This is a genomic window from Spirilliplanes yamanashiensis, from assembly GCF_016863475.1.
GTDB classification, from domain to species: Bacteria; Actinomycetota; Actinomycetes; order Mycobacteriales; family Micromonosporaceae; genus Spirilliplanes; species Spirilliplanes yamanashiensis.
Window position 1 is genome coordinate 189,357 of the sequence record NZ_BOOY01000032.1, and the last position, 25,512, is coordinate 214,868.

A 25,512-nucleotide genomic window follows, 5' to 3' on the forward strand; every position below is an offset into this window, starting at 1 on the left:
GAACCCCTCAGACAGGAAACTCCCCCATGACGTTGAGCAACAGTGCGCCGGCGCCCGCCGCCGGGCCGGCTTCGGGGCCGGCCACCGAGGTGGTGCTGGAGGCGGTCGGCCTCACGAAGCACTTCCCGGTCCGCCGGAAACTGCGCGACCTCTTCACCCGCGAGCACGCCGCCGTGCACGCCGTCGACGACGTGAACCTCGTCCTGCGCCGCGGGCACGTGACGGCCCTGGTCGGCGAGTCCGGCTCCGGCAAGTCGACCGTCGCCCGCCTGCTGGCCCAGCTCTACCCGCGCACGGGCGGTGACATCCTGCTGCACGGCGACGCCGTCACGGTCAAGGGCGGCCGCCGGTTCCGCGCCTACGCGCGCCGGGTCCAGATGATCTTCCAGGACCCGTTCGCGTCCCTGAACCCGGTGCACACCGTGCGCTACCACCTCACCCGGGCGCTGAAGATCCACGGCAACGCCGGGCGCACCGCCGACGACCTCGAGCGCGCCCTCGCCGACCTGCTCGGCCGGGTCAGCCTGACCCCGCCCGAGCGGTACCTGGAGAAGTTCCCGCACGAGCTGTCCGGCGGCCAGCGCCAGCGCGTCGCGATCGCCCGCGCCCTCGGCGCCAACCCGGAGGCGCTGCTCGCCGACGAGCCGGTGTCGATGCTCGACGTGTCGATCCGCCTCGGCGTGCTCAACCTGCTGCGCGACCTCAAGGAGCGGCTGAACCTGGCCATCCTCTACATCACCCACGACATCGCGTCGGCCCGCTACTTCGCCGACGAGACGATGGTCATGTACGCGGGCCGGATGGTCGAGGGCGGTGAGAGCGAGACCGTCACCCAGAACCCGGCGCACCCGTACACCCGGCTGCTCATCGAGTCGGCGCCCGACCCCGACCGGATCAGCGGGCTGACCGCGGACACGGGCGACCGCGGCAACGGCGAGCCGCCCAGCCTCATCAACCCCCCGGCGGGCTGCCGGTTCAACCCGCGCTGCCCGAACGTCATGCCGCGCTGCACGGTCGACCTGCCGCCGCGCATCGAGATCGGCGACCGGCCCGGCCACTGGGCCGCGTGCTGGCTCTACGACCCGGCCACCGTCGCCGCGCAGCAGCCCGGCAGCGCCGCCGCGGCCACCGAGGAGGCGGCCCGATGAAGTACCTGCTCCAGCGCATCGCCTTCTACCTGTTCACGGCGTGGGCGGCGCTGACCCTCAACTTCGTCATCCCCCGGATGATCCCGGGCGACCCGGTCAAGTCGATGATCTCGCGCTTCCAGGGCCAGATGGACCCCGACGCGATCGAGAGCCTGTACGTGTTGTTCGGCATCGACAAGCAGGCCGGCATCTGGGACCAGTACGTCGACTACTGGGGCCAGCTGTTCCGCGGCGACCTCGGCCTGTCGTTCACCTCGTTCCCGTCGCCGGTCAGCGAGGTCATCGGCACGAGCGTGTGGTGGACGGTGCTGCTGGTCGGCATCACCACCGCGCTGAGCTTCGCGATCGGCACCGGGCTGGGCGTGCTGGCCGGCTGGCGGCGCGGCTCCTGGATCGACGGGCTGCTGCCCGCCACCACGTTCCTGTCGTCGGTGCCGTACTTCTGGCTGGGCCTGGTCGCCATCGCCCTGCTGGCCGGCCCGGGCAGCTTCTTCCCGTCGTCCGGCGGCTACGAGCCGGGCCTGGTGCCCGCGTTCGACCAGTACTTCATCCCGAGCGCGATCCAGCACAGCCTGCTGCCCGCGTTCACCATCCTCATCTCGTCGGTGAGCGGCTGGATCCTCAGCATGCGCAACATGATGGTCACCGTCGCGGCGGAGGACTACATCACGGTGGCGCACGCCAAGGGCCTGCCGGAGCGCCGGGTGGCGCTGAGCTACGCGGCCCGCAACGCGCTGCTGCCCAACGTGTCGGGCTTCGCCCTGTCGCTGGGCTTCATCGTCGGCGGCACCCTGCTGGTGGAGATCGTCTTCTCCTACCCGGGCCTCGGCTACCTGCTGTTCCGCGCCGTCGGCGCGAAGGACTACCCGCTCATGCAGGGCATCTTCCTGGTCATCACCATCTCGGTGCTGCTGGCCAACCTGCTCGCGGACGTCGTCTACATGCTGCTCGACCCGCGCACCCGCAAGGAGGGCTGAGCGATGACCATCCCCACCTCCAGCATCGACCAGGTCATTCCGGGCGAGGGCGCGATGGCCCAGCCGGACACCGCGCCGGCGGCCAAGGCGAAGCGGCAGCGGCTGCGGTTCGTGGCCAACGGCAAGGCGGCCACCGGCCTGATCATGCTCGCCATCTACTGCGTGCTGGCGATCATCGGCCCGTGGATCGCGCCGTACGACCCCGACGCCCGCAGCAACGACCTGCTGGCGCCGCCGTCGGCCGCGCACTGGTTCGGCACCACGCACCTCGGCCAGGACGTGCTCAGCCAGATCCTCGTCGGCACCCGCGGCGTCATGCTCGTCGGCCTGACCGCCGGCCTGGTGGCCACCGTCCTGTCGGTGCTCATCGGCGTGACCGCCGGCTTCCTCGGCGGCGCGTTCGACGAGGCCCTGTCGGCGCTGTCGAACGTCTTCCTGGTCATCCCGGCGCTGCCGCTCATCATCATCGTGGCGTCGAGCTTCACCACGGCGGGCGACGTCGTCGTCGCGCTCACCATCGGCTTCACGTCGTGGGCGTGGGGCGCCCGGGTGCTGCGCGCGCAGACGCTGTCGCTGCGCCGCCGCGACTACGTCGAGGCGTCCCGGGCCACCGGCGAGAGCACCTGGCGCATCATCCTGTTCGAGATCCTGCCGAACCTGACCGCGATCATCGCCTCCGGCTTCGTCGGCACGGTCATCTTCGCGGTGATGAGCGAGATCACCCTGGCGTTCATCGGCATCTCGTCGATCTCGTCGTGGAACTGGGGCACGATCCTGTTCTGGGCGCAGAGCCAGCAGGCCCTCGCCCAGGGCGCGTGGTGGTGGTTCGTCCCGGCCGGTCTCGCGATCGCCCTGCTCGGCACCGCGCTGTCGCTCATCAACTTCGGCATCGACGAGTTCGTCAGCCCGCGGCTGCGCAGCTCCGGCAAGTCCAAGGTGAAGACGGCGTCGGGCCAGACCGTGCGCATGCGGGTCGGCTTCACGCCGGTCCTGGCGTCGCGCCCGGTGCGGGCGACCCAGGTCGCGCGGTCCTACCCGGCCGCTCCGGTGTCCAACGGCAAGGTCAACGGCGCGCACGTCGCACCCCGGAAGGAGGAGGTCAAGTGACCGGCCAGCCCGTCCTCGAGATCCGCAACCTCGACGTCGACTACGGCCTGGGCGACCAGGCGGTGCACGCCGTGCGCGAGGTCAACCTGACCCTGCACCGCGGCGAGGTGCTCGGCCTGGCCGGCGAGAGCGGCAGCGGCAAGTCCACGCTGGCGTACGGCCTGACCCGGCTGCTGCCGCCGCCCGGCGTGATCAGCGGCGGCGAGGTGATCTACCACCCGCCAGGCGGCGAGCCGTACGACGTGCTCGGCCTGAGCGACCGCGAGCTGCGGGCGTTCCGCTGGGCGGAGACGGCGATCGTGTTCCAGGGCGCGATGAACTCGCTCAACCCGGTGCACAAGATCTCCACCCAGCTCACCGACGTCATCAAGGCGCACCAGCCGAACCTGAGCGCGGCGGCGCGCACGGCGCGGGCGCGGGAGATGCTCCGGCTGGTCGGCATCTCGCCGGACCGGATGGAGTCCTACCCGCACCAGCTGTCGGGCGGCATGCGCCAGCGCGTCATGATCGGCATGGCGCTCGCCCTGGAGCCGCAGGTCGTCATCATGGACGAGCCGACGACCGCGCTCGACGTCGTCATGCAGCGGCAGATCCTGGGCCAGCTCATCGAGCTGCGCGAGCGGCTCGGCTTCTCGGTCATCTTCATCACGCACGACCTGTCGCTGCTGGTGGAGTTCAGCGACCGCATCGCCATCATGTACGGCGGCCGGATCGTCGAGGAGGCTCCGGCCGAAACCCTGTACCGCGACCCGATGCACCCGTACAGCCAGGGCCTGCTCGGCTCGTTCCCCGCCCTGCGGGGGCCGCGCCGCGAACTGGCCGGCATCCCCGGCTCGCCGCCGGACCTGCGCGCGATGCCCACGGGCTGCTCGTTCCACCCGCGGTGCCCGAAGGCGTTCGAGCCGTGCCCGGCCCGGCTGCCGATCCTGGGTCAGCCCGACGCGCCGACGGGGGGTGGCCGCACCGTCGCGTGTTGGCTGCACCCCGCCCGCGTGCCCGTCGGCTGATCCCCCTCACCCCCCGAAGTCAGGAGAACCATGAACACCACCGCCACGGCGTTCGACCTGAGCACCGACCCCGCGCTGCTGGCCCGGATCGCGACCCTGCCCCCGTCGTTCCGGTGGGGCGTGGCGACCTCGTCCTACCAGATCGAGGGCGCTGTCGCCGAGGACGGCCGCACGCCGTCCATCTGGGACACGTTCTGCCGGGTGCCCGGTGCCGTGGCGAACGGCGACCACGGCGACGTGGCGTGCGACCACTACCACCGGATGCCGCAGGACGTCGCGCTCATCAAGGAGCTGGGTGTCGACACCTACCGGTTCTCGGTGGCGTGGCCGCGGGTGCAGCCGGGCGGCCGCGGCCCGGTCAACGAGGCCGGCCTGGCCTTCTACGACCGGCTCACCGACGAGCTGCTGGCGCAGGGCGTGGACCCGTGGGTGACGCTCTACCACTGGGACCTGCCGCAGGAGCTGGAGGACGCGGGCGGCTGGCCGAACCGCGACACCGCCTACCGGTTCGCCGACTACGCGATGATGGTGTTCGACAAGCTGTCCGACCGGGTGGACACGTGGACGACGCTGAACGAGCCGTGGTGCTCGGCGTGGCTCGGCTACATGACCGGTGACCACGCGCCGGGCCGGCGCAACCTGCAGGACAGCATCGCGGCGACGCACCACCTGCTGCTGGGCCACGGCCTGGCGACGCAGCGGATGCGGGCGGCGGCCACCCGGCCGCTGCAGTTCGGCATCACGCTGAACATGGCGACCGCCACCCCGGAGACCGACTCGGAGGCCGACCGCGACGCGTGCCGGGCCGCCGACGGCCTGGGCGTGCGGATCTACATGGACCCGCTGCGCCGGGGCGCCTACCCGGAGGACGTCGTCGCCGACCTGGCGGCGCAGGGCGTGCAGATCCCGGTGCAGGACGGCGACCTGGAGGCCATCAGCGCGCCGATCGACGTGCTGGGCGTCAACTTCTACTTCGGGCAGGTCTTCTCCGGCCTGGACGAGAACGGCAGCCGCACCGACGGCGACGGCGTGCCGGTGGTGCGCGACATCCCGCAGGACCTGCCGCAGACGGCGATGGGCTGGCCCATCACGCCGAACCGCTTCACCGAGCTGCTGACCCGGCTGAGCCGCGACTACCCGGGCCTGCCGATCATCATCACGGAGAACGGGGCGGCGTTCGCCGACACCGCCGACGAGTCCGGTTTCGTGCGCGACGACGACCGCACCGGCTACCTCGCCGAGCACATCGCGGCGGTGGCCGACGCCCGCACCCAGGGCGCCGACATCCGCGGCTACTTCGCCTGGTCGCTGCTGGACAACTTCGAGTGGGCGTACGGCTACGACAAGCGGTTCGGCATCGTGCGGGTGGACTACGACACCCAGCAGCGCACCCCGAAGCAGAGCGCGCTGTGGTTCAAGGACACGATCGGGCGTATCCGCGGCGCCGTCTGATCAACGCGTTCCGGCCGGGGCCGTCACCGTATTCGGTGGCGGCCCCGGCGCGTTGAAACAAACGGTTGTTACATAACGAGAAATTGAAGTTCCGGAATCTCGTAACAGTCTTGGCAATGCTGTTAACAAACGGCATTCTTATTTCGTGATCGAAACCAACGAGGCCGCGGCGACCGCCCCCCGCCGCCGTCTCTCCCGCCGCCTGTTGGCCGTCGCCGTCACCGGCACCGCCCTGGCCGGCGCAGGGGTGACCGCCGTCGTTCTCGGCCCCTCGGCGTTCGCCGCCGGGGAGCAGGTGAACGTCGTCCTGACCACCACGTCCGACGCGGGCGGCCGGGTGCTGACCCGCCGCCTGGAACCGCAGGCGCCCGTCGCGTTCGCGGGCAGCAGCCCGGCCGCGGGCACCACCGTCACCGTCGACGAGAACGTCCGCCACCAGACGTTCGAGGGCGCCGGCGCGTCCATCACCGACACCACCGCGTACCTGTTCCGCGGTGGCCCGATCAGCGCCGCCACCCGCGACGACGTGATGCGCAAGCTGTTCAGCCCCACCGACGGCATCGGCCTGTCGTTCGTGCGCAACCCGATCGGCGCGTCCGACCTCTCGCGCCCCGGCAACGTCTCGCTCGACGACACCTGCTGCACCCTGGACGACTTCGGCGCCAACGGCTACGACACCGACGTGCGGCTGCTCACCCAGCAGGCGAAGCAGCTCAACCCGGCGCTGCGGGTCAAGGGCGTGCCGTGGAGCGCCCCCGGCTGGATGAAGGACAACGGCCGGATGGACCAGATGGGCTGGCTCAAGTGGGAGTACTACCCGCTGTACGCCCAGTACCTGGTGAAGTACGTGCAGTCGTACCAGGCGGCCGGCATCCCGGTGAACTACGTCAGCGTGCAGAACGAGCCCAACTGCTGCCAGGCCGCCAACCCGACCGCCATGAACTACCCCGGCATGAGCTGGAACCCGGCCGGCCTGGTCGAGTTCACCAAGAACCACGTCTACCCGGCGTTCCGCGCCGCCGGGCTCAGCACCAAGGTGCTGATCCACGACTGGAACTACGGCGACTACGCCAACTTCGGCGCCGCCATCCTCGCCGACGCCGGCGTGCGCAACGACCCGCTGTTCGGCGGCATCGCCTGGCACGGCTACTTCGGTGACATGGGCGTCGGCACGCAGGTGCACAACCAGTACCCGGCGGTCCCGCAGTTCTCCACCGAGCACTCCGGCGGCACCTGGATCGGCAACCAGCACAACGAGGACCTGACCGACATCATCGGCTACGCCCGGAACTGGTCGCGCAGCATCGTCAAGTGGAGCCTGGCGCTCAACCAGAACATGGGCCCGCACAACGGCGGCTGCGGCACCTGCACCGGCCTGGTCACCGTGCAGGAGGGCGGCGCCCGGGCCGGCCAGGTCGACTACACCGTCGAGTACTACACCACCGGCCACCTCACCAAGTTCGTCCGGCCGGGCGCCCAGCGCATCGAGAGCAACGACGGCTCGGCCGTGCGCAACGTCGCCTACCGCAACACCGACGGCTCCAAGGCGCTCATCGCCCACAACGCCGGCACGGGCGCCCAGTCGCTGAAGGTCGTCTGGGGCAACCAGTCCTTCACCTACCCGCTGCCGGGGCGCACCACGGCGACGTTCACCTGGGCCGGCACCCCCGGCTCGGGCACCCCGACCGCCGGCCCCACCACCGCTCCCCCGTCCGGCGCCTCCGGCCGGATCGTCAGCGCCGCCACCGGCAAGTGCCTCGACGTCACCGGCAGCGCGACCGCCGACGGCACCCTGCCGCAGATGTGGACCTGCTTCGGCGGGCCCAACCAGACCTGGCAGCGCGCGTCCGACGGGTCCGTCCGGTCCCTGGGCAAGTGCCTCGACGTGCAGAACGGCGCCGTGAACGACGGGGCGACCGTGCACATGTGGACCTGCCACGCGGGGCTCACCAGCCAGCAGTGGACGTACACGGCCGGCCGCGACCTCGTGAACGTCCGGTCCGGAACCTGCCTCGACGTCCGCGACAACAATCCGGCCGACGGCGCCCGGCTGCAGCTGTGGAGCTGCTCGGGCGGCGCCAATCAGAAGTGGACGGTTCCGTGACGCCAACGGTCCGATAATTGCGCCTGATACCGCGCGGCCGTCGCATCACCGACGGCCGCGCGGTCGCATTCCGGCGCCATCGGGAAATGGCGTGTCCGCTACGGGACACGCCACTGGCGACCATTCCCCCGCGTGGAAAACGTGGACGGCGGACATCAGCGCCGGGGGAAGGGAACACCGACCATGACCGCACCCGAGAAGAAGAACTACCGCCGCATGCTGCGCGACGTGCGGCACGGCGGCCAGGTGGCCGCCGCCGCCCCGCCGGGCGCCGAGTCGGCGAGCGACGTCGAGGACGTGTCGAGCCCGTTCGACTACCTGTTCGCCGACCTGGCCGCCGGGTTCCCCGCGCACCACCTGCCCGGCGACCCCGCCGACGTCACCCGGGCCCTGAAGGCGCTCGGCGCCGTCATGATCGAGGAGCCCCCGGCCGGGCGGGACTCGGTGATCCCGGCCGTGTACACGTACTGGGGCCAGTTCATCGACCACGACATCACCGCCGGCACCGACCGCAACGACGCGGTCACCGACCTCCGGCAGCCCGTGCTGACGCCGCTGGACCCCCGGGTCGTCCGCGCGGGCCTGCGCAACCTGCGCCAGCCCGCGCTGAACCTCGACTCCGTCTACGGCGACGGGCCCGACCTGCACGGCGAGGGCACCGAGTCGGGCCGGCTCTACGACGGCATCGCCCTGCGCGTGGGCGCGGTGACCGAGTCCGACAGCATCCCGGGCGAGGCCGTCCCGCCCGCCGGGGACGCCCTGCGCGACCTGCCCCGCCGGGGCGACGACGGGCTGCCGCCGGACGCCGACGAGCAGACCGCCGCGACGCACCGCACCACCGCCGTCATCGGCGACGGCCGCAACGACGAGAACCTGATCGTCGCGCAGTTCCACGTGGCGTTCCTGCGCTTCCACAACGCCGTGCTGGCGCAGCTGCGCACCAGGTCCAACGGCCACCGCAGGAGCGACCGGGAGCTGTTCGAGTCGGCCCGCGACCTGGTGCGCTGGCACTACCAGTGGCTCGTGGTCCACGACTACCTCAAGACGATCGCCATGCCGGGCGTCGTCGACAAGGTGCTGCTCGACGGCAACCGGCACTTCGTCGTGGCCGACGGCGCCGAGCCGTACATGCCGCTGGAGTTCTCCGTGGCCGCCTACCGGTTCGGGCACAGCATGGTCCGCGCCACCTACGACTACAACCGCAACTTCGGCCGCCACGCCGGCGCCGGCGGCGTCCTGCAGGACTCCGCGTCGTTCCGGCAGCTGTTCGCGTTCACCGGCGGGCACCGCCGGCCCTTCGACGGCGCGCCGTCGCCCACCCTGCCGTTCAACTGGGTGATCGAGTGGGACCGGTTCGTCGACAAGGGCGACGGCACCTCCGACCACTTCGCCCGTCCGATCGACACGCACATCGCGCCGCCGCTGTTCGACATGGTCAACCAGGTCGGCCCGGCCGACGACGCCGGCCCCGACGACGTCAAGCGGATGCTGCGCGCGCTGGCCGTGCGCAACCTGCTGCGCGGCTACCACCTGGCGCTGCCCACCGGCCAGGCCGTCGCCGCCAAGGTCGGCGCCCGCCCGCTGAGCGCCGAGGAGCTGCGCCGCGGCAACAGCGCCGCCGTGAACGACGCCCTGGACGCGGGCGGCTTCACCGACCACACGCCGCTGTGGTTCTACATCCTCAAGGAGGCCGAGGTGCGCTGCCACGGCAACTTCCTCGGCGAGGTCGGCAGCCGGATCGTGGCGGAGACGCTCATCGGTCAGCTGCGCGCCGACCCCGACTCGTACCTGGGCCGCTACCGGCCGTGGACGCCCGCCGAAGGCGTGCGGCTGCCGAACGGCGAGCCCATCGTCACCATCACCGACCTGTTCCGGTTCGCCGGCGTGTTCCCAGGGGACCCGACATGACCATCATCGCGAACGAACCGACCTTCGAACCGATCAGCGACCGCGCGCGCCGGGTCGGCGCCGACCCGGACGACGCCTGGCGCGACGAGCCCGAACCCCGCAAGCGGGCGTACGCCGCCCGGCACGGCATCGACGTCGCCGCCGTGGCGAGCGAGGCGGAGCTGGACCGCCGGCTGGAGAGCGTGGTCGGCGCGGCCGACTTCCTGCCGGGCCGGTGGCTGCGCCAGGGCCGGGCCGCCGCCGACGCGGTGGCGCGGATCCGCACCGGCAGCTCGCTCGGCTCCGGCTTCCTCGTCACGCCGTCGCTGCTGATGACCAACAACCACGTCCTGCCGGACGCCGCCACCGCCGCCGTCTCGACCGCCACCTTCCGGTTCGAGGACGACGAGGACGAGCAGCGCCCGGAGGCGACCCGCTTCGGCCTCGACCCGCAGCGCTGCTTCGTCACCGACGAGGCGCTCGACTTCACGCTCGTCGCGGTGGCGCAGCCGCCCGGCGCCCCCGCCCCCGGCGCCACCTACGGCTGCATCGCGGCCAAGGCGGCGACCGGCAAGATCCTGGAGGGGATGCCGGTCAACATCGTGCAGCACCCGCAGGGCCGGGCGAAGGAGATCGCCGTGCGGCACAACCTGCTGCTGTCGGTCGACGACGCCACCACCCTGACGTACGGCACCGACACGGAGCCCGGCTCGTCCGGCTCGCCCGTCTTCAACGACGACTGGGAGCTGGTGGCCCTGCACCACGCGGGCGGCGGCGACGCGCCGGGCCGGCTCGTCGGCAACCGCGGCATCCGGATCTCCGCCATCGTCCGGCACGTCGCCGCGGTGGCCGGGCCGGTCCCCGGCGAGCTGCTGGCCGAGTTCCTCACGATCGCGGGCACGCCGTGACCGGGCTGCTGCTCGTGCACGGGCGCAGCCAGGAGCTGCCCCGCCGGCTGCGCGCCGACAAGGCGCAGGTGGACGCGCACGTCGCGGCGATGACCCGGTCGTGGCTGGCCGGGCTGGCCCGCGGCGCGGTGCTGGCCGGTCACCCGGCCGTGCCGGCGTCGGCCGTCGAGCTGCCGTTCTACGGCGACCTGCTGGCCGACCTGGTGGACGCGCACGAGGCGGCCGGCGGGCGCCGCCCCGACCTGGAGTCCCTGGCGGCGCCCGGGCGGGCGCCGGCGGCGCGCACCGACGCCGGAACCCGCACCGCCGAGCGCGTCGACGCCGCCACCGACGCGCTGGTGCTGGAGGCGGCGGGCACGCTGGGCTTCGCCCGGCCGGAGGGCTTCGGCGACCTGCTCGGCAACGGGGTGGTCCGCCGGGCGCTGCAGTTCCTCGCGGACAAGACCAGCACCCCACAGTGGATCATCGAGCGGTTCCTGCGCGACGTCGCGTACTACCTGACGGTGCCGGCGATCCGCGGGCCGGTGCTGGCGGCCGTGCGGCGCGGCGTCGACACGCTGCTGGCCCGCGGCCACGCCGACGTGGTCGTGCTCGGCCACAGCCTGGGCAGCGTCGTCGCGTACGACCTGTGCCGGTCGCTGGACGTGCCGGTGCGGGCCCTGGTCACCGTCGGCTCGCCGCTGGGGCTGCCGGCGGTGCGGCGCAACCTGCCCGGGGTGTCCGACCCGCCCGCGCTGCCCGGCCTCGCGCCGCCCGCCGGCTGGTCCGGGCCGGCCTGGATCAACGGCTACGACGACCGCGACGTCGTCGCCCTGGTGCACCCGCTGGCGCCGCTGTTCGCGGGCGGCCGGGCCGGCATCCGCGACGAGCGGACCGTCAACCCGTCGGGCCCACACGCCATCGAGGACTACCTCGCCGACCCGGACATCGCCGGCCCGGTGGCCGCGGCGCTGAAATGACAGGACCGGGGCCGCGTCCGCCCGTAGTCTGCGGGCGTGCGCGACCTCGCCCTGCTGCCCAAGGCCGACCTGCACGTCCACCTGGAGAGCACGGTGCGGCCCGGCACGCTCGCCGAACTGGCCGCCGCCCACGGGCTGCCCGCGCCGGGACCCGGCGGCGCCTTCGCGGGCTTCCGCGCGTTCGCCGACCACAACGCGCTGGTGCGCGCCTGCCTGCGAACGGCCGGCGACTTCCGGCGCGTCGCCCGCGAGTTCTGCGCGGACGCCGCCGCCGACGGCGTCGCGTACGCGGAGGTGTCCTTCACCGCGGCCGCGCACGAGGAGCGGCTCGGCGTGCGCGACCTGCCGCTCGCGGCGGTCCTGGACGGCCTCGCCGACGGCCGGGCCGCGCACGGGGTCGAGACCCGGGTGATCCTCGACCAGTCCCGCCGCCGCGCCGTGTCCCGGTTCCGCCGCACCCTCGACCTGGCGCTCGCCCACCCGGACGCGGTGGCGGCGATCGGGCTGGCCGGGCAGGAGTCGTACCCCCTGGAGCCGTTCGCGGACGTGTGCGCGCGGGCGCGGGCGGCGGGCGTGCGGCTGGTCCACCACGCCGGGGAGGACGCCGGGCCGGCCAGCATCGCCGAGGCGCTCGACCGCGGCCTCGCCGACCGGATCGGCCACGGCACCTCGATCCTCGGCGACCCCGCCCTGGTCGCCCGGGTGCGGGCGGCGGGCGTGCCGCTGGAGGTGTGCCCGTCGTCGAACGTCGCCCTCGGGCTGGTGCCGTCGCTGCCCGCGCACCCGCTGCCGGCGCTGCGCGCGGCGGGCCTGCACGTGACCCTCGGCACCGACGTGCCGGCGATCGTCGGCACCACGCTGACCGGCGAGTACACCCGGGTCCGCGACGCCTGGGGCTGGTCCGACGGCGAGCTGGCCGACCTGGCCCTGGCCGGGGTGGCGGCGAGCTTCGCGCCGGAACCGGTGCGGGCCCGGCTGCGCGCGGGGATCGCCGCCTGGCGCGCGTCCGGCGGCGCGGGCGCCGCCGGTGCACGAGGATGAGGGCATGCTGCTGACCGTCATCGCCGACTACGGCACCGGGGACCTCGCCTTCGCGGAGGTGCGCCAGCGCCTCGCCGAGCTGCTGCCCGAGGCGTCCGTGCAGGCGCTGCCCGTGCCCGCCTTCGACACCGTCAGTGCGGGCTTCTGCATCGCCCAGCTCGCCTTCGGCGACGGGCCCGCCGACCGCGTCTTCTACGCCAACGTCGCGCCCCGTCAGGACGCCGACGACCCGCGCTCCGCCAACGCCGGCGAGCAGCTCGCCGCCGCCCGGCTGCCGTCCGGGGTGCTCGTCGTCGGCGTGGCCTCCGGGTCGAGCCTGGCGTTCCTCGCCGACGCGGGCGTGCCGGTGCGCGCGGTGCGGGTGCCCGACGCCGGCTCCCAGTTCCGCTCCCGCGACGTCTTCCCGGGCGCCCTGGCGCGGCTCGCCCGCGGCGACGACGACCTGCTCGGCGACCCCATCGACGTCCGGGGCGCGCCGCGCCGGGCGGTGGCGTACACCGACGGCTACGGCAACCTCAAGACGACCTGGTCGTCGGCGCCCGCCGAGCCGGGCGCCCGGGTCACCGTGCGGATCGGCTCGGCCACCGCCGAGGCCGTGGTGAGCGACGGCGTGTTCGAGGTGCCCGCCGGGGAGCTGGCGTTCGCCCCCGGCAGCTCCGGCTGGGCGTCCGCGGACGGCGAGCAGCTCACCTGGTACGAGGTGTTCGCCCGCGGCGGCGACGCGGCGGAGATGTTCGGCCGGCCCGCCGCCGGCACCCCCGTCGAGGTGGGGTGAGATGACGTCGGAGTACCTCGAGCTGAACCGCGCGCTGTGGGACGAGCGCGCCGGAGCCCACGCCGCCAGCCCCGACTACGGCTTCCAGCGCTTCGCCGACGACCCGGCGCACCTGAGCGGCGTGGTCCGCTTCGACCTGCCGCGGCTCGGCGACCTCACCGGGCTGCGCGGCGTGCACCTGCAGTGCCACCTGGGCACCGACACGCTGTCGCTCGCCCGCCTCGGCGCCGACATGACCGGGCTCGACTTCTCCGGCGAGGCGCTGGCGCTGGCCCGCGAGCTGGCCGGGCGGGCCGGGCCGCCGGTGCGCTACGTGCGCTCCGATGTGCACGACGCGGTGGACGCCCTCGGCGCCGGCGGGTTCGACCTCGTCTACACCGGCATCGGCGCGCTGTGCTGGCTGCCGGACATCCGGCGGTGGGCGGGCGTCGTGGCGGCGCTGCTGCGGCCCGGCGGGCGGCTGTTCCTGCGCGAGGGCCACCCGGTGCTGTGGTCGCTGGCCGACCCCCGGCCGGACGGGCTGCTGGTCGTCGAGCACCCGTACGTGCAGCGGCCGGAGCCGACCGTGTGGGACGAGGACGGCACGTACGTCACCACGGACGTGTCCTTCACGCACACCCGCAGCGCCGAGTGGAACCACGGGCTGGGCGAGGTGGTGACGGCGTTGCTGGACGCCGGGTTCACCCTGGACGCGCTGGAGGAGCACGACAGCGTGCCGTGGGACGCCCTGCCCGGCATGATGCGCCTGCTCGACAACGGGGAGTGGCAGCTCGCCGACCGGCCGTGGCGGTTGCCGCACACGTACACGCTGCGGGCGACCCGTCGTTAGTGATCGATCCGGAGTGGGTATTCGGGCGGCGTCGCCGGTGGACCGCCACCGGGTGGGCTCTCCCCCCGGCGACCCTCACCCCCTGACGAGGAGACTGCGATGCGACTCGGATCGATCGGTGGCGCCATCCTGCTCATCTGGCTGCTCATCGGCGCCTTCGCCGGCTTCCAGCGCGGCTACTACAGCGACGAGGGCGACGCGAGCTGCGCGAAGGCGGGCACCATCCTGGTGACGATCGTCGCCGGCCCGCTCAACTACCTGGGCGTCGACCCCGAGGTCGACTGCTCCGTCCCGCAGCCGACCGAGAACAACTAGACGGTTCGCGCCGGCCGCGGCCCCGAGGAGGTGGGGGCCGCGGCCGGCGGCGCCCCGTGCCGGAATGCGCCCGCGCCGGTGGCGGGCCCGCACGGGCCTGCGGCCCGGGGCGTCGCGCCCCGGCACGTCACCAGGGCCGGCGCGGCCGCGGCCGGCCGTGGCGCCGCGGGCGCGAGCTGCTGCGCGGGCGCCGCGGCGGCCGACGGCGACCGGGCGGGCCGTACTGTGCCCATCCGCGCCACACGCTGGAGACCTCCGGGGGTTGCGCCGCCGCGGGGAGTCGGCGGAACGCGATCACGCTAGGGCGGACCGGCACCGGTGCGCCCGGTGCTTAACCCAGACATAAGCGAGACTTGCGACCCGACGAAGATCGTCGATCACCGCCGGGCGCGCGCCCACCACACCGCCGCGCCGGCGACGGCCACGCCCGCGGCCCCGAGCAGCACGATCAGCCCGACCGGCGGCCCGTCGCCCCCGGCGCCGGCGGCCGGACCGGCAGGACCGCCGGCCACGGCCGGGGCCGGGGCGGGCGACGGGGCGCACCGCGTCGTGCCGGGCTGCGCCCCCGCGGCCGCCGCGGCGGCCGTCACCGACGCCACGCAGTGCCCGATGCCCGGCGCCGCCACGTCGACGGTCACCTGCCACGCGCCGGGCCGCAGCGTGTCGCCGTAGACCAGGGTGGAGGTTCCCGGCAGCCGCCGCAGCGGCGCCGGGCCCACCTGGGCGCCCGCGCCCGAGACGGCGAACAGCGTGCCCGCGATCGGCTCGGTCACCGGGTGCCCGTCCTCCCACGTCACCTCGACGGAGACGCTGCCGCGGCCGTCGTCGTTGACCACCAGGGCCAGCCCGGCGTGCGCCGCGGCGGGCGCGGGCACGGCGAGCGCCCCGGCCACGACGGCGAGCAGTACGGCGATGACACGGCGCATGGGCACGTCCTCGGGCGACGGTGGGGCGGAAAGGTGCCGGCCGCGGCCCCCCGGTGTGGACGGGGAGCCGCGGCCGGCGCCGGTTCGGTCAGGCGGCGGGCAGCGCGACCCAGCCCTGGTGGCGGGCATCGCCCGGCCGCTGCAGGACCAGCACGTCGTGGCCACCGTACTGCCGGCTGCCGAGCCCCACGACCAGGCCCTTGCCCGCGACGCTGGACAGCGTCAGGCCGGCCGGGCCGGTGGCGACCGTGAACACCTGGGCGGGGTCGCCCGAGCAGGCGCTCTGCGTCAGCGGTGCGCCGGCGACGGCCCGGCCGCCGAGCGGGGTCACGCACTTGCCCGACGCCCGCGACTCCAGCCGGACGCCGCCCGGGGCGCTCACCAGGCGCCACTGCTGGTTGGTCGCGCCGTGCGCCTCGTGCAGCACGACCGGGGTGCGGTCGGCGGCGCGGGCGCCGTACAGGTCGGCGACGGCGCCGGTCAGCGCGTTGCCCAGCGTGAACCACGAGCCGGGCTTCGGCCCGGCGGCGGCCGGGGTGGTCACCGTGACCTCGGCGGTGTGCGGGGCGGACCCGGCGAGGACCTGCACCCGGTACGTCGCGCCGGGCCGCAGCCCGACGAGCCGCACGCCGGTGCCCTGCACCTGGCCGAGGGTCCGGCCGTCGACGACCAGGCCGTAGCGGGCGGCGCCGGCCTTGGCGGGCCAGCTCAGCCGCACCGCGTTCGGCTGCACGTCGCTGACGGTGAGCGCGGCGAGCCCCGGGCCGGCGGTCGGGCCGGGCGTCGCCGTCGGTCCCGGCGTGGCCGTCGGGCCGGTGGTGGCGGTAGCCGTGGGGCTCGGCGGCGCCGACGGCGACGGCTTGCCCGTGGTCGGCGAGGGGGCCGGGGTGGACGGCGCCGGCGTGGTCGGCTTCGCCGTGGTCGGCGTGGGCCGCGCGGTGGTCGGCGACGGGGCCGGCGTCGTCGGCGCCGGGCCGCCCCCGCCGGGGGTGCCCGCGATGAGGAACTGGTTGTCGGCCACGTTCCAGTGCGTCGCGAGGTAGCTGCCCGGCTTCACGTCGGTGCTGTAGTAGTCGTCGTGGTTGCAGTCCAGCCGGGCGTCCTGCGCCTTGTTGGTGCAGGCCACCTTCATCGTCGTGCCGGGGGCGTCCTTGTAGCACATGACGTCGTAGTCGTCGACGCAGTGACCGGCCTTGCTGGAGTTCGGCGCGCTGTTGGACACGGCGCCGAGGTTGTGGCCCAGCTCGTGCGCGGCGACGCTGGCCGTCCAGCAGCCGCTGTCGTTGCGGCCGTACGACGCGCCGCTGTTGTTGCGGTTGTTCGCGCCCGGCTTGTCGTCGCCGGTGAACGTGCCGATGCCGCAGTACACCTTGGACTCGGCGAAGATCATGTACTTGCGGTCGGTGCGGTTCCAGCCGAGCTTCTTCAGCTCCGTCATCGTGGCGCTGAAGTCCTTCAGGCCGCCGGCCGGCAGCTCGACCTCGCGCACGTCGACCCGGCAGTCGGCGGTGGTGACGTAGCGCAGGTGGCGCGAGCCGCCGGTCTCCTGCGCGCTGGCGTCGTAGATGGCGTCGACGCCGGCGGCCCAGGTGCGGAACGACGCCTCGTACTTGGCGAACCGGCTCTCGGTGCCGGCCTCGTAGGTGTAGAGGACCTGGATCCGCTTGCCGGTCTGGCCGTCGCCGTCGCAGACGACGCCGTGCGGGCCGACGGCGGGCGCGGCGGCCGGGGCGGCCTCGGCGGCGGGGGCGGCGCCGGCGGCCAGGGCCGGGGTGCTGTAGGTGCCGGCGTCCGGCACGATCGTCAGCTTCCCCGAGTCGGCGAGCTCGGCGCCCGCCGCGTCGGCGATCCTCGCGTCGGACACCGGGGCCGCGTCGGCCTTCACCGCGGGGGCGGGGGCGGCGGGCGCGACGGGCGGCACGTCACGCTTCACGTCGAGGCCGGCGGGCACCTCGTCGGGGCCGTGCGAGCAGCTGTCGGTGCCCTCGACGCGGTACTCGCCCGCGCAGGGCTGGCCCTTCTTGCCGGGCTTCAGGCCGGCGTGGACGAGGCCCTTGGCCGGGTCGTCGGCCGGCACCTCGGTGATGACGTCGACGGCGGCGTCGCCCACGGTGGTGAGGGCGGCGGGCAGCCAGGCGCTGCCGAGCGCGGACGGCACGCCGACCAGCGCCAGGGCGGCGACGACCGCGACGGTCAGGATGATGCGGCGGCGGCGACGGCCGCCTGGACTTCCCGCTGGGGCGCGTCGGGACGGGGACACGTGTGGATACCTCCGGAGGCGGCAGCCGCGCCCGGCGGTGAAGGGGATGGCAGGCACCGGGGCGGCACGAGGGGGGACGCGCGCCGCGGCTGGGGACCGGCGGGCGCGCGATCACGCTAGGGCCGCCCGGGCCCCGCGTTATCGCGCCTTAATCCAGACATAAGCAGAACTTGTGTCCTCGAGAAGGTCATCGATGGGCGTCACCGTCCCCTGAGGTCAGACCCGGGCCCCGAACGGCGTCAGCCGTTACACCCGGCCGGAGAAGTCCGGCGGGACCGCGGACTCCCGCTCGGCGGACCCGGGGCGGCCGCGGATCGACGGCGGTCGAGATTTCCGGGGCGGGAATCGGGTACTGCACCGATGTTGGCCCGAACGGAGGAGCATCATGACGGAACGTGACCAGGATGTGCACACGGACACCGTGACGCCGGCCGAGGGCGACGCGCCGAACGAGTACGGCTACGCCGGCGGCGCGAGCACGCCTGCGCCGGCCGGGCAGCGTGACGAGGTGCACGACCACGCCGAGGAGACCGCCGTGCCGGCCGGCGACCTGACCGGGGCGGTCAGCGACGCGCTCCAGCCGTCGCGCGACGACGACGCACGGTGACGATCTGAGCCGGGGGGGCCGTCGATGTAACCATCGGCGGCCCCCCACCCGTCCTCCCCTGCGCGAGCGGCGCCCGGCCCGGGCGCCGCCGGAGGAGGACGGGGCCGGATGAGCGCAGGAGTGCACCGCGGACCGCACCGCGACGACCGGCGCGCGCGGCTGCGCCGCCGGGTCCGCCGGGCCGCCCTGGCCGCCGGGTCGGCCGCGCTGGCGGTGGTGCTGCTGGCCGGCATGGCCGCGTTCGGCTACGTCGTGTCCACCGAGTTGCCGCCGGACCCGGCGCCGCCGCAGGCGTCGGTGCTCTACTACCGCGACGGGCGCACCGTGCTGGCCCGCATCGGCGCCACCGACCGCACCGACGTGCCGCTGGCCAGCGTGCCGCAGGCCGTGCGCCAGGCGTTCCTGGCCGCCGAGGACCGCGGCTTCCACGACCACGCCGGGGTCTCCGCCCGCGGGGTGCTGCGCGCGCTGTGGAGCAACCTCACCGCCGGCACCGGGCAGGGCGCGTCGACGATCACCCAGCAGTACGTGCGCAACGCCTACCTCACCCAGGACCGCACCCTGGACCGCAAGGCGAAGGAGGCGGCGCTGGCGCTGAGGCTGGAGCGCCGGCTGAGCAAGGACGAGATCCTGGGCCGCTACCTCAACACCGTGTACTTCGGCCGCGGCGCGTACGGCGTGCAGTCGGCGGCGCAGGCGTACTTCGGCACCACCGTCGACCGGCTCGGGGCGTCCGAGGGGGCGGTGCTCGCCGCGCTGGTGAAGGACCCGTACCTCAACGACCCCGCCAACGATCCGGAGCGGGCGCGGGGCCGGTGGCGGTGGATCCTGCGGGCGATGGCCGGCGCCGGCTGGCTGGACCCGGCGCAGGCCGAGGCGGCCGCGTACCCGGTGGTGGCCCGGCGGTCGGTGACCGCCCAGGCGGTCGGCGGCCCGCTGGGCGTCATCGCCGACCGGGTCGAGGCCGAGCTGCGCGGGCTGGGCTGGTCCGCGCAGACCGTGCGCACCGGCGGCCTGCAGGTCGTCACGACGATCGACGCGCAGGCGCAGCGCGCCGCCGCCGACGCGATCGCCGCCGCCCGCCGGCGGTACAGGGGCGAGCAGCGGGTGGCCCTGGTGGCCGTCGACCCTGCCGACGGCGCCGTGCGCGCCTGGTACGGCGGCACCGAGGGGCGCGGCTTCTTCGACGACGCGGCCGCGCCGCGCCCGCCCGCGTCCACGTTCAAGCCCGTCGTGCTCGCGGCGGGCCTGGCCGCGGGCGTGTCGGTGCACTCGGTGTGGGACGGCAGCTCGCCCCGGATCTTCGCCGACCGCCACGGGGTGCCGCTGCGCAACCGGCTCGACCTGCAGTGCCCGGCGTGCCCGCTGGACCGGGCGATGGTGCTGTCGCTGAACACCCCGTACTACGCGCTGGCCGAGAAGGTCGGGCCGGAGCGGGTGCGGGAGCTGGCGGTGCGCCTCGGCGTCCCCGGCTCCTACGGCGACCGGCGCACCCTCGTCGACCTCCCCGGCGAGCCCGCGCCCGGGCGCACCCGGGCCGACATCGCGCTCGGCCGCTACCCGGTCTCCCCCGCCGACCTCGCCACCGTCTACGCCACGTTCGCCGCCGGCGGGGTGCGCGCCGAGCGGCACCTCGTGCAGCAGGTCGGGCAGGCCCGCACCCCGGTGGTGCGCACCCGGGTGCTGCCGGCGGAGGTGGCCGGCGACGTCGGGTACGCACTGCGCCAGGTCGTCCGGCACGACGGCGAGGTCGAGGGGCACCCGGCTGCCGCCAAGACCGGCACCCAGCAGTGGGGCGACACCGCCGACTCGCAGGACGCCTGGACCGCCGGGTACACCGGCGGGCTCGCCGCCGTGACCTGGGTCGGCCGGGAGACGCCCGGCCCGGTGCGCGACGGCGCCGGCCGGCCGATCAACGGCGACGGCATGCCGTACGCCATCTGGCGCGACTTCCTCGGCCGCGCCCTGCGCGGGCGGCCCGCCGTGCCGCTGCCCGCCGCCGCCCTGCGCGGCGACCCCTTCACCGGCGACGCGCGCCCGCTGCCGACCCGGCCGCCGGTTCCGGGACTCGGGGCGGCGGTGGACGGCGCCGCCGCCAGGCTGAAGAATCCTCGCTGAGCGCGTCACAGTCGCTCGGATCCGCCGTCGGCCCGCCGATGAGGCGCTCGTCCGAGCAGGCGTCCGACACGGGTGGGTGGGTGATGGCACAGCTGCTGCGCCCGCGCCGCCCCGATCCCGTGCTGTCGGCGCTGCTGCTCGGCACGTCCGCCCTGGCCGCCTGGCTCACCCTCGGCGCCGGTGGCGTCGCCGCGCAGGTCGTCACGGCCTGGGCGTTCGTCGCCGCCGGGCACGCCGTGCTGCTCGCGCTCGCCGTGCGCTCCGTGCGCCGCGGCGGCGGGCCGCCGGCCGTCCACCGGTTCTGGCGGGCCGTCGTGGTGGCCGCCGCCGTCTACCTGGCCGGCGACCTGGCCCAGGTGGTGGCGGCGGCGCGCGCCCCGCACGAGCCGGCCGCCGCGACCGGCGGGCCGGTGCAGCTCGCCCTGCTCTCGGCGGGCAGCGCCTGGCTCGGGCTTGCCCTGATCACCGCGCCGCTGGGGCTGCGCACCCGCCGGGAACGGTTCCGGTTCTGGCTCGACGTCGCCACCGTCGTGGTCGCCGCGGCCGCCGTGGGCTGGGCCCTGGTCGCCGACGACGCCGGCAACGGGGTGCTCGCCACCCTGCGCGGCCCGGTCCTGCTCGTGGTGTGCGTGTTCGTCGTCGCGAAGCTGCTGATGAGCGGCACGGCCCCGTTCAGCCGGTGGTGCGGCCTCGTCGGCGTCGCCGCCGCGGGCGTCAAGGCGGGCGCCGACACCCTCGGCTCCGGCGGGCTCGGCGCCCGCGAACTGCCCGTCTTCCTCGCGCTGACCGTCACCTCGCACGCGCTGCTCACCGTCGCCGTGCGGGTCAACCAGCTCCAGCCGCCCGCCGCGACCCGGTCGGCCCGGCGGCCGTACAGCGTGCTGCCGTACGCGGCCGTCGCCGCCACGTACGTGCTGCTCACCGTCGCCGTGCTGCGCGACGACCACCCCGGGGTGCGGGTCGGCCTCGCCGGCGCGGCGCTGTGCACCGCGCTGGTCGCCGCCCGGCAGGTGGCCGCGTTCCGCGACAACGCGCGGCTGCTCACGGAGCTGGACACCCGGGTGACCGAGCTGCACGCCGCCCAGGACGAGCTGCGCCGCTCGCTGGCCGAGCGCGACGCCCTCGCCGCGCAGCTGCGCCACCTGGCGTACCACGACGAGCTGACCGGGCTGGCGAACCGGGCGCTGTTCACCGAGCGGCTCGACGCCGCGGTGCGCGCCGACGGGGACGCCGTCACGGTCATGCTCGTCGACCTGGACGACTTCAAGCTGGTCAACGACGCGCTCGGGCACGCCGCCGGCGACGCGGTGCTGCGAGAGACCGCCCGCCGGCTGACCGCCTGCGTGCGCGACGGCGACACGGTGGCCCGCCTCGGCGGCGACGAGTACGCGGTGCTGCTGCGCCCGCCGCGCCCCGCCGACGTGGCCGCCACCGCGGCCCGCATCGTGGCCGCCTGCGAGCAGCCGGTCCTGCTGGCCGCGGGCGCCGCGACGGTCGGCGCCAGCGTCGGCGTCGCGTTCAGCGCCGCGGGCGGCGCCGGCAGCGACGCGCTGCTGCTGGAGGCCGACCGCGCGATGTACGCCGTCAAGCACGGCGGCAAGGGCGCCTTCGCGCTCGCGGGATCCGATGCCTGGGACACGGCGGGCACTCCCCCGACATGATCGCGTAACGTGCCCGCGTGACCCAGATCCTGGTGGGCGGCCGCCCCCTGCAGACTGCCGGCGACCCGGTGACCGGCGAGCTCGTCCAGCTCGACGGCGAGGCGTACTACCGGATCCGCGGCGTCGACGCGATGCCGCCGTTCCTGATGAGCCTCGTCAGCGACTCCGACCACTGGCTGTTCGTGTCCAGCACGGGCGCACTCACCGCCGGGCGGGTCGACCCGCACCACGCGCTGTTCCCGTACTACACGGACGACAAGATCCACGATGCGCGGCACGACACCGGCGCCGTCACCGTGCTGCTGGTGCACACCCCCGACGGCCGGCAGCTGTGGGAGCCGTTCGCGGACCGGCACGCCGGCGCGTACGCCGTCACCCGCAGCCTGTACAAGAGCGCCGTCGGCACCACCGTGCGGTTCGAGGAGGTCAACCACGACCTCGGGCTGACGTTCGCCTACTCGTGGGCGCCGAGCGAGCGGTTCGGGTTCGTGCGCGCCGCCGCGCTGACCAACAGCGGCGGCGCCGCGGTCACCGTCGAGCTGCTCGACGGCGTGCGCAACCTGGTGCCGGCCGGCGTCGACCGGTTCTTCCAGGAGCACTTCAGCACGCTGGTCGACGGCCACAAGGACGCCGAGCTGGACGAGCGCACCGGCCTGGGCATCTACACGCTCACCTCGATCCCCGGCGACTCCGCCAAGCCGGGCGAGGCGCTGCGCGCCGCGGTGGCGTGGTCGCGCGGCCTGCCGCAGCCGGTGCACCTGCTGTCGACGGTGCAGCTGGACGCGTTCCGCGCCGGCCGCGGCGTCACCGCCGAGACCCACCTACGCGGCCGGCGCGGCGCGCACCTGAGCGTCGCCACCCTGACCGTCGGCGCGGGCGACACCGCCGACTGGCGCACCGGCGTCGACACCGGCCTCGACGCGGCCGCCGTGGTCCGCCTGCGCCGCCTCATGGAGCGCTCTCCCGCCCACGTGGTGGTCGCCGCCGCCGACGCCGACGTGCGCCGCGGCACCGAGGCGCTGCGCGCCATCGTCGGCGCCGCCGACGGCCTGCAGACCACCGGCGACGAGCTGAGCGCCGCCCGGCACTTCTCCAACGTGCTGTTCAACGTGATGCGCGGCGGCATGCCCGACGACGGCTACACCGTGCGGGCGCGCGACGTGGCCGCGTACCTGCGCCACGCCTCGCCGCGCACGGCCCGGCGGCGGGCCGACTGGCTGGCCGCCCTGCCGGAGGCGCAGACCCACGCCGAGCTGGTCGCCTCCGCGGCCGGCGACCCGGAGCTGGAGCGGCTCGCCCGGGAGTTCCTGCCGCTGACGTTCAGCCGCCGGCACGGCGACCCGAGCCGGCCGTGGAACACCTTCGCCATCGCCGTCAAGGACGCCGACGGCCAGCGCATCCTCGGCTACCAGGGCAACTGGCGCGACATCTTCCAGAACTGGGAGGCGCTCGCCTGGTCGTTCCCTGAGTACGCCGAGAGCATGATCTTCCGGTTCGTCAACGCCTCCACGGCCGACGGCAACAACCCGTACCGGATCACCGCCACCGGCATCGACTGGGAGGTGCTGATCCCGGGCGACCCGCACAGCCACGTCGGCTACTGGGGCGACCACCAGATCATCTACCTGCTGCGGCTGCTGGAGACCTCCCAGCGCTTCCACCCGGGCCGGCTGCGCGAGCTGCTGACCGAGCGGCTGTTCGTGTACGCCGACGTGCCGTACCGGATCCGCCCGTACGCCGAGCTGCTGGCCGACCCGCGCGACGCCGTCACGTTCGACGCCGCGAAGCACGAGGCGCTCGCCGGGCGCGAGGCCGGCCCGTTCCTGCTCGACGGCGCGGGCGACCCGCTGCGCGTCACCCTCGCCGAGAAGCTGCTGGTGCCCGCGCTGGCCAAGCTGGGGGCGTTCCTGCCCGGCGCCGGCATCTGGATGAACACCCAGCGGCCCGAGTGGAACGACGCCAACAACGCCCTCGTCGGCTACGGCGTGTCGATGGTGACGCTGTACCAGCTGCGCCGCTACCTGGCGTTCTGCCAGGAACTGCTGGCGGGCCTCGACCTGGCGCTGACCGCGCCGGTGGCCGCCCTGCTGCGCCGCACCGCGCAGGTGCTGACCGCGCACGCCCCGGCGGCCGACGTCTCGGACACCGAGCGCCGCGCCATCCTCGACGGCCTGGCCGGGGCGGCGAGCGACTACCGCGCCGCCCTGTACGACGGCGGGCTGCCCGAGGACACCGACGTGGTGCCCGCCGCCGACGTGGCCGGCTTCCTGTCCGTGGCGCTGCGCCACCTCGACCAGACCGTCGCCGCCAACCGGCGCCCGGACGGGCTCTACCACTCGTACAACCTGCTGCGGGTCGACCCGGGCGGCATCGCCGTGCGCCGGCTGCCGGAGATGTTGGAGGGCCAGGTCGCCGTGCTCGGCTCGGGCGCCCTGTCCCCCGCCGCCGCGGCGGAGCTGCTCGACGCGCTGCGCGCCAGCGCCATGTACCGGCCGGACCAGAACAGCTACACCCTCTACCCCGACCGGCAGCTGCCGCGCTTCCTCGCCAAGAACGTGCTGCCCGCCGACGCCCCCGCCCGCGCCAAGCTGCTCGCCGAGCTGATCGCCCGCGGCGACCGCCGCATCGTGGTCCGCGACGACGACGGCGGCCTGCACTTCGCCGCCGCCCACGCCAACGCCGGCGTGCTGGCCGCCGCGCTCGACGCGATCGCCGAGCCCGACCTCGCCGAGCTGGTCGCCGCCGACCGGCAGGCCGTCCTCGACCTGTACGAGGAGGTGTTCGACCACCGCTCGTTCACCGGCCGCTCCGGCACCCTCTACAAGTACGAGGGCCTGGGCTGCATCTACTGGCACATGGTGTCGAAGCTGCTGCTCGCCGTCGGCGAGACGCTGCCGCACGCCACCGGCCCGGTGGCCGACCGGCTGCGCGCGCACTACGAGCAGATCCGCGACGGCATCGGCGTGCACAAGGACCCGGCGGTGCACGGGGCGATCCCGCTCGACCCGTACTCGCACACCCCCGGCTTCACCGGCGCGCAGCAGCCCGGCATGACCGGCCAGGTCAAGGAGGACGTGATCGGCCGCGTCGCCGAGCTGGGCCTGACCGTGACCGACGGCCGGATCGTGGTCGACCCGTCGCTGATCCGCCCGGCGGAGTTCCGCGCGGAGCCCGGCACCCTGACCTACGTGGACACCGCGGGCGCGCGGGCCACCGTCGAGGTGCCGGCCGGCGGGTACGCGTTCACGTTCTGCCAGGTGCCGGTCGTGGTGCAGCGCGCCGGCAGCCCCGAGCTGGTGCTCACCACCCGGGCCGGCGAGACGGTGGCCCGCTCGGAGCTGGAGATCGACGCGCACACCAGCGCCTCGGTGTTCGCCCGCGAGGGGGCGGTGACCCGCATCGACGTGCGGATCTGACGAGATGCGGCCACG

The 25,512-nt window shown here is 74.7% G+C and carries 19 protein-coding genes; 17 read left to right on the plus strand and 2 right to left on the minus strand.

The window, feature by feature from the left end; all coding sequences use genetic code 11:
• The first annotated feature begins 26 nt into the window (after positions 1 to 26).
• The 13 genes from Sya03_RS23415 (at position 27) to Sya03_RS23475 (ending at position 14,509) form a co-directional block, all read left to right on the plus strand.
• Entirely contained in the window at positions 27 to 1,148 is a 1,122-nt protein-coding gene (locus Sya03_RS23415) for an ABC transporter ATP-binding protein (protein WP_203940525.1), read from the plus strand.
• Entirely contained in the window at positions 1,145 to 2,125 is a 981-nt protein-coding gene (locus tag Sya03_RS23420; RefSeq protein WP_203940526.1) for an ABC transporter permease, read from the plus strand. The genes Sya03_RS23415 and Sya03_RS23420 overlap by 4 nt, the downstream gene beginning before the upstream one ends.
• Before the next feature lie 3 nt (positions 2,126 to 2,128).
• Positions 2,129 to 3,232 carry an ABC transporter permease gene (locus Sya03_RS23425; RefSeq protein WP_203940527.1) on the plus strand — a complete coding sequence of 368 codons (1,104 nt, stop codon included), beginning with the start codon at positions 2,129 to 2,131 and terminating at the stop codon, positions 3,230 to 3,232.
• Positions 3,229 to 4,239 (plus strand): ABC transporter ATP-binding protein, encoded by a 1,011-nt coding sequence (locus tag Sya03_RS23430; protein ID WP_203940528.1) that lies wholly within the window; start codon positions 3,229 to 3,231, stop codon positions 4,237 to 4,239. Before Sya03_RS23425 ends, Sya03_RS23430 begins: the two co-directional genes overlap by 4 nt.
• A 30-nt stretch (positions 4,240 to 4,269) precedes the next feature.
• The gene (locus Sya03_RS23435; protein ID WP_203940529.1) at positions 4,270 to 5,691 is read left to right on the plus strand and encodes a GH1 family beta-glucosidase; all 1,422 of its coding nucleotides are present in this window, start codon (positions 4,270 to 4,272) and stop codon (positions 5,689 to 5,691) included.
• 145 nt (positions 5,692 to 5,836) lie between these two features.
• Positions 5,837 to 7,795: a ricin-type beta-trefoil lectin domain protein gene (locus Sya03_RS23440; RefSeq protein ID WP_306892180.1), complete on the plus strand. Its 1,959-nt coding sequence runs from the start codon at positions 5,837 to 5,839 to the stop codon at positions 7,793 to 7,795.
• 183 nt (positions 7,796 to 7,978) lie between these two features.
• The gene (locus Sya03_RS23445; protein ID WP_203940530.1) at positions 7,979 to 9,703 is read left to right on the plus strand and encodes a peroxidase family protein; all 1,725 of its coding nucleotides are present in this window, start codon (positions 7,979 to 7,981) and stop codon (positions 9,701 to 9,703) included.
• Positions 9,700 to 10,590 carry a trypsin-like serine peptidase gene (locus tag Sya03_RS23450; RefSeq protein WP_203940531.1) on the plus strand — a complete coding sequence of 297 codons (891 nt, stop codon included), beginning with the start codon at positions 9,700 to 9,702 and terminating at the stop codon, positions 10,588 to 10,590. The genes Sya03_RS23445 and Sya03_RS23450 overlap by 4 nt, the downstream gene beginning before the upstream one ends.
• A complete protein-coding gene (locus tag Sya03_RS23455; protein WP_203940532.1) occupies positions 10,587 to 11,549 on the plus strand; it encodes a lipase family protein in 963 nt (320 codons plus the stop codon). The genes Sya03_RS23450 and Sya03_RS23455 overlap by 4 nt, the downstream gene beginning before the upstream one ends.
• A gap of 36 nt (positions 11,550 to 11,585) precedes the next feature.
• On the plus strand, positions 11,586 to 12,590 hold the full coding sequence (add, locus tag Sya03_RS23460) for an adenosine deaminase (protein WP_203940533.1): 1,005 nt from the start codon (positions 11,586 to 11,588) through the stop codon (positions 12,588 to 12,590).
• Positions 12,591 to 12,594: 4 nt separating this feature from the next.
• A complete protein-coding gene (locus Sya03_RS23465; protein ID WP_203940534.1) occupies positions 12,595 to 13,365 on the plus strand; it encodes an SAM hydrolase/SAM-dependent halogenase family protein in 771 nt (256 codons plus the stop codon).
• A 1-nt stretch (position 13,366) separates the two neighbouring features.
• On the plus strand, positions 13,367 to 14,194 hold the full coding sequence (locus Sya03_RS23470; protein WP_203940535.1) for a class I SAM-dependent methyltransferase: 828 nt from the start codon (positions 13,367 to 13,369) through the stop codon (positions 14,192 to 14,194).
• A 99-nt stretch (positions 14,195 to 14,293) separates the two neighbouring features.
• Positions 14,294 to 14,509, plus strand: coding sequence for a hypothetical protein (locus Sya03_RS23475; protein ID WP_203940536.1), 216 nt, complete (start codon positions 14,294 to 14,296; stop codon positions 14,507 to 14,509).
• Positions 14,510 to 14,886: 377 nt separating this feature from the next.
• Here Sya03_RS23475 and Sya03_RS23480 read toward each other — a convergent pair whose 3' ends face one another.
• Both Sya03_RS23480 and Sya03_RS23485 read right to left on the minus strand, forming a co-directional pair.
• On the minus strand, positions 14,887 to 15,435 hold the full coding sequence (locus Sya03_RS23480) for a hypothetical protein (protein ID WP_203940537.1): 549 nt from the start codon (positions 15,433 to 15,435) through the stop codon (positions 14,887 to 14,889).
• Between the two features lie 88 nt (positions 15,436 to 15,523).
• Complete coding sequence (locus Sya03_RS23485) at positions 15,524 to 17,695, minus strand: RICIN domain-containing protein (protein WP_203940538.1); 2,172 nt, start codon at positions 17,693 to 17,695, stop codon at positions 15,524 to 15,526.
• Positions 17,696 to 18,080: 385 nt separating this feature from the next.
• On the opposite strand from Sya03_RS23485, the gene Sya03_RS23490 reads away from it, so the two are divergent.
• From Sya03_RS23490 to Sya03_RS23505, 4 genes are all read left to right on the plus strand, one after another.
• On the plus strand, positions 18,081 to 18,302 hold the full coding sequence (locus Sya03_RS23490) for a hypothetical protein (RefSeq protein WP_203940539.1): 222 nt from the start codon (positions 18,081 to 18,083) through the stop codon (positions 18,300 to 18,302).
• A 108-nt stretch (positions 18,303 to 18,410) separates the two neighbouring features.
• The gene (locus Sya03_RS23495) at positions 18,411 to 20,420 is read left to right on the plus strand and encodes a transglycosylase domain-containing protein (RefSeq protein ID WP_203940540.1); all 2,010 of its coding nucleotides are present in this window, start codon (positions 18,411 to 18,413) and stop codon (positions 20,418 to 20,420) included.
• Between the two features lie 83 nt (positions 20,421 to 20,503).
• Positions 20,504 to 22,081 carry a GGDEF domain-containing protein gene (locus Sya03_RS23500; protein WP_203940541.1) on the plus strand — a complete coding sequence of 526 codons (1,578 nt, stop codon included), beginning with the start codon at positions 20,504 to 20,506 and terminating at the stop codon, positions 22,079 to 22,081.
• A gap of 17 nt (positions 22,082 to 22,098) precedes the next feature.
• Positions 22,099 to 25,497: a 1,3-beta-D-glucan phosphorylase, GH149 family gene (locus Sya03_RS23505; RefSeq protein WP_203940542.1), complete on the plus strand. Its 3,399-nt coding sequence runs from the start codon at positions 22,099 to 22,101 to the stop codon at positions 25,495 to 25,497.
• Positions 25,498 to 25,512 lie beyond the last annotated feature (15 nt).

Coding starts and splice junctions, on each gene's coding strand:
- Sya03_RS23490 (WP_203940539.1), top strand. CDS start 18,081: ATGACGGAACGTGACCAGGATGTGCACACGGACACCGTGACGCCGGCC.
- Sya03_RS23415 (WP_203940525.1), top strand. CDS start 27: ATGACGTTGAGCAACAGTGCGCCGGCGCCCGCCGCCGGGCCGGCTTCG.
- Sya03_RS23480 (WP_203940537.1), bottom strand. CDS start 15,435: ATGCGCCGTGTCATCGCCGTACTGCTCGCCGTCGTGGCCGGGGCGCTC.
- Sya03_RS23470 (WP_203940535.1), top strand. CDS start 13,367: ATGACGTCGGAGTACCTCGAGCTGAACCGCGCGCTGTGGGACGAGCGC.
- Sya03_RS23420 (WP_203940526.1), top strand. CDS start 1,145: ATGAAGTACCTGCTCCAGCGCATCGCCTTCTACCTGTTCACGGCGTGG.
- Sya03_RS23475 (WP_203940536.1), top strand. CDS start 14,294: ATGCGACTCGGATCGATCGGTGGCGCCATCCTGCTCATCTGGCTGCTC.
- Sya03_RS23495 (WP_203940540.1), top strand. CDS start 18,411: ATGAGCGCAGGAGTGCACCGCGGACCGCACCGCGACGACCGGCGCGCG.
- Sya03_RS23445 (WP_203940530.1), top strand. CDS start 7,979: ATGACCGCACCCGAGAAGAAGAACTACCGCCGCATGCTGCGCGACGTG.
- Sya03_RS23500 (WP_203940541.1), top strand. CDS start 20,504: ATGGCACAGCTGCTGCGCCCGCGCCGCCCCGATCCCGTGCTGTCGGCG.
- Sya03_RS23465 (WP_203940534.1), top strand. CDS start 12,595: ATGCTGCTGACCGTCATCGCCGACTACGGCACCGGGGACCTCGCCTTC.
- Sya03_RS23450 (WP_203940531.1), top strand. CDS start 9,700: ATGACCATCATCGCGAACGAACCGACCTTCGAACCGATCAGCGACCGC.
- Sya03_RS23435 (WP_203940529.1), top strand. CDS start 4,270: ATGAACACCACCGCCACGGCGTTCGACCTGAGCACCGACCCCGCGCTG.
- Sya03_RS23425 (WP_203940527.1), top strand. CDS start 2,129: ATGACCATCCCCACCTCCAGCATCGACCAGGTCATTCCGGGCGAGGGC.